This window comes from Chlorogloea sp. CCALA 695 (assembly GCF_003003885.1).
Lineage (GTDB): Bacteria > Cyanobacteriota > Cyanobacteriia > Cyanobacteriales > Chroococcidiopsidaceae > Aliterella.
In genome coordinates, this window is the sequence record NZ_PVWN01000127.1 from 1 (window position 1) to 3,619 (window position 3,619).

Consider the following 3,619-nt stretch of genomic DNA (forward strand, 5'->3'; position numbering starts at 1 on the left):
CAGACGGGAACATCCTAGAAACATAGGCGAGTGCCTCAATCGCCTAGTAAATAATGGTTGGTTGGAACGCTCTGGTCGCGGTCGTGGGACGTATTACGCTTTGGTCAACCAACAACAATCGGATTTACTTACGTTGCTCCTAAGCTCCGAACATTACGAGCCAAGCTCCGAACATTACAAGCGTTTAAAAGATATTGCCGCCCCTGTTCGTGAGAAAGGTCGCGCAGGTCAAGAGTTAGTCGAGCGTGTAATCTTAGAACTTTGCTCCGAACATTATCTATTACTCCGAACGTTAGCTGAATTACTAAGCCGTAAATCCGACAGCATTAGGAACCACTATTTAAGCCCAATGTTAGACCGGGGATTAATAGAACTGGGATACCCCAAACAACTAAATCACCCTCAGCAGTCATACAAAACGGTATCTTCACCAACTATAGAAATTAACTAGGCTTTTGAGACTCCGCCATTACCGTAAAAGTTACAAAACACCTCTGACACCACCCATCGACCCATAACGCCGGAACCTTGAACCTTGCTCTACAGTTTGGGCATTCTGAAAGCAAACTTAATTTGTGGCGATGTCAGCGACGAGCTTCGCCTACGTATCCCTGTATTATCTCAAACTGCTACTCAATCTTGTGACAAGGTGATTGGGCGTAACAAGCCCCACACAAACGAATCGGTTCATGCTTCATTTCAACCCCAACAGGCAGTAGCATCTCCCGCAAGACTTCGGCATCCACCTGAAGTACCCTAGCTAACGCTTCCAACTCCCTAAGCGACGGAAACGGATTTAGATGAAACTTTTCAAGGGCGTGCTACAGTGGTACCGATTCTTGCTTCTTTCCCTAGGTAGGGTCGAGGAGAGCATTACTGCTCTACCCCTCCCATCCGAAACCGTGCTTGCGGCTTTCATCGCACACGGCTACTCAATGTGTAATCTCATTGTCTTACGAGACTTCAAACTATCATCGCTGGTAGTTTTTTCTCTCATTGTCTTACGAGACTTCAAACTATCATCGCTGGTAGTTTTTTCATCGTGGCAATGTTTGTGGAGTATTTGGAGATTAATGTATTCATTTTTCCCCCCTATGATACGTGGGATTATATGGTCTACCTCCAATACATCATTATTTAGGAAATGTAATCCACACCAAGCACATTTGCCTTTTTGTTTTTTTAACAAAAGAGCTTTTCTCTTGGGCATTTCAGGATGCTCACCAAGTCTTGAACTCCAGTAAATTAGATTGCCATCGTAGGGACTTTTATCGCCTTGAACTTTCACATAGGAGCAACTACTACTTCCGATTTCACTATGTGTTGTCAGTGAAAAGGGTTTTAATCCTTCGTGACTGGTTGCAAACACTTTTCTGCCATTTATGGTTGTCCAGTATTTGTTATATCCAGCACTGGCAGTTTTACAGCGATATTTTGCCCATCTTCGTAATTTTAGGTACGTGAGGTGGTCTTGTTGATTTAAAACTCCGGCTGTATGAGAGTCGGAATTTTTGTAGTAGTTAGCCCATCCCCTGATTACAGGGTTAAGGTCTGCTATCAGCGCAGCCTGTGGCGAGTGCCGATGTTTTAAGATAAGCTTCTTGATTTCCTCCTGGTGTACCTTGCAGGCTTTCTTTGTAGGTGTGATGAGGGTTATGAAACCTAATGGTTCGTCTTTCCTTGTATTTCTGACGCTCCGATATTTGCCAGCAGGATGTTGTTGAATGTGATGACCTAAAAAGTCAAATCCAGCCTTTGCCGTCCTCGCTCCATTCGGGAATGAGAGTGTGAGTTAATCTGGTTTTTTCTGGTTTCAGTTGCAAGCCAGTACCTAATAACCATTCCGAGATTATCTCTCGGCACCTAGTGACAACGGATTTGTCCTGATGTAACAGAACAAAATCATCGGCATACCGGATAAAAGTTAAGGACTTTCTTTTATCTCGTTTAGGCATTTGTCTTCCTATTACAGATCGTTTCATGTCCAAACTTTCAGCAAACTCTTTGATTTTGTTTTCTAATCCGTGCAGGGCAATGTTAGCCAAAAGTGGGGAAATTACCCCGCCTTGTGGTGTACCATCAGATGTGGCTGTGAATACCCCTTTATCTATTACTCCAGATTTTAGCCAGGCTTTTATTTGTTGCCTAACTTTACCCTTCATGTTCAATTTTTGGAGCAATGCCTCATGGTTGATGCAGTCGAAGCAACGGGATATGTCCGCGTCTAACACAAATTTTGCTTTGCTTTTAATCGCCAGCTTTATATGTGCTACTGCATCGTGGCATGACCTTCCGGGTCTAAAACCGTAACTTGAAGGCTCAAAAATAGCCTCCCATTCCGGTTCAATAACTGCTTTTATTACAGCTTGTAGGGCGCGGTCGTACATTGTGGGGATTCCCAAGGGGCGTTTTTCCTCCTTTCCGGGTTTCGGTATCCATACCCGACGTGTGGGCATAGATTTTCCGGTGGGTCTTAAACGCTTTGCAAGGTCTAGACGTGCTTCTGGGGGCAGTGATTTTACACCATCCACTCCTGCTGTCTTTTTTCCTTGATTTTCAACTGTAACCCGTCGTACCGCTAATACCCGATTAGACCAAGACCTCATTAATGTCTTCTGGAGTTTTCGGACTCGCTTGGCATCACCACAACGTGAAGCGGCGTAGATGCGTTTTTGTAACTTGAAAACGTATCGTTCGACTTGTCGCCAATTGATGCTTCTCCATCCCTCAGTATTCTTGAATGAATCCGAATTAGACTTATCCATTACTAATTACACCTCTAGCTCTTTACACACTGCGGTTCACGTCAGCGTATCCCGGCAGTTACGCCATCTCTTTTCAAGCATTGACCGTTAGTTCGGTCTAGGCTTTAGCTTTTTGAACCATCCTTTCCATGCGTGGTATGTAGCCTGACCGCCTACCTACTAACCGACCATAGTAGGAACTCACGGATGGATTACTTCGTTCCAGTTACTCATTGGTTTGAGCCGTTAGGGTGTGCCTTTCCACCGGGGTTAAAGGTGGTGCGTTAGCTCAGTCGGACGATCTTGCTAGACCTTACCCTTGCCGGATATTTCCAGCCCAGGAGGTAGACCGAAGTCTACAAGATTATATCCCCTGGTTCAGCGTAACGATGGCTCAACGGCACTTTGTTTTTTCTACCCATAGGACTCCTGCTTGCGGTGAGCGCTTTCAGCTATTACCGCTAGTACCGCTTTCACTCCCGCTTCTACTTCTGGATTGTCAGTTCAGAGGTAGGGGAAACTCCACATCTACCTCACGGTAGAGGGCGCTGTGTGCTTTTAATCCCGCACCAGGACAACAAGATTTGGTGAAACACCTCACTTGTATGAGTAACCAGTTATCATCAGTAAGGGATTTAAGTGCGAACTCAATCCTGAAGAATTACCTTACTGAAGCTTGGAGTCTCCCCAAAAATGGGTTTATCCAAAACGAATCGCACACCCTGAAGCAGACAAATCATTTTCCTGCCGAAAGCGCCCCAGAAAATGACTTAAACTCTCTCCTTCTAATGGTGTGATCGCAAATAACCAAGATTTAATTTTATTCATCACTTATACTCCAACGCCACCTCTTCCAACGTTGTTTTATCAACCAA

At 44.8% G+C, this 3,619-nt stretch carries 4 protein-coding genes and 2 pseudogenes; 2 read left to right on the top strand and 4 right to left on the bottom strand.

The annotated features are described in order from the left end of the window. A pseudogene (locus C7B70_RS26710) lies at positions 1 to 451 on the top strand (transcriptional regulator); the annotation flags it as partial. Between the two features lie 84 nt (positions 452 to 535). After that, positions 536 to 760, top strand: coding sequence for a hypothetical protein (locus C7B70_RS26715; RefSeq protein ID WP_158260597.1), 225 nt, complete (start codon positions 536 to 538; stop codon positions 758 to 760). A 168-nt stretch (positions 761 to 928) separates the two neighbouring features. On the opposite strand, the gene C7B70_RS28140 is transcribed toward C7B70_RS26715, so the two are convergent. The 4 genes and pseudogenes from C7B70_RS28140 to C7B70_RS28600 all read right to left on the bottom strand — a co-directional run bounded on the left by C7B70_RS28140 (position 929) and on the right by C7B70_RS28600 (position 3,575). Beyond that, on the bottom strand, positions 929 to 1,369 hold the full coding sequence (locus C7B70_RS28140) for an HNH endonuclease (protein WP_233221151.1): 441 nt from the start codon (positions 1,367 to 1,369) through the stop codon (positions 929 to 931). An 81-nt stretch (positions 1,370 to 1,450) separates the two neighbouring features. Further along, positions 1,451 to 1,726: pseudogene (locus C7B70_RS28995) on the bottom strand (group II intron maturase-specific domain-containing protein); the annotation flags it as partial. A 16-nt stretch (positions 1,727 to 1,742) separates the two neighbouring features. After that, complete coding sequence (locus C7B70_RS28150; RefSeq protein WP_233221152.1) at positions 1,743 to 2,765, bottom strand: reverse transcriptase domain-containing protein; 1,023 nt, start codon at positions 2,763 to 2,765, stop codon at positions 1,743 to 1,745. 678 nt (positions 2,766 to 3,443) lie between these two features. Next, positions 3,444 to 3,575 carry a hypothetical protein gene (locus C7B70_RS28600; RefSeq protein ID WP_255409388.1) on the bottom strand — a complete coding sequence of 44 codons (132 nt, stop codon included), beginning with the start codon at positions 3,573 to 3,575 and terminating at the stop codon, positions 3,444 to 3,446. Positions 3,576 to 3,619: the final 44 nt, after the last annotated feature.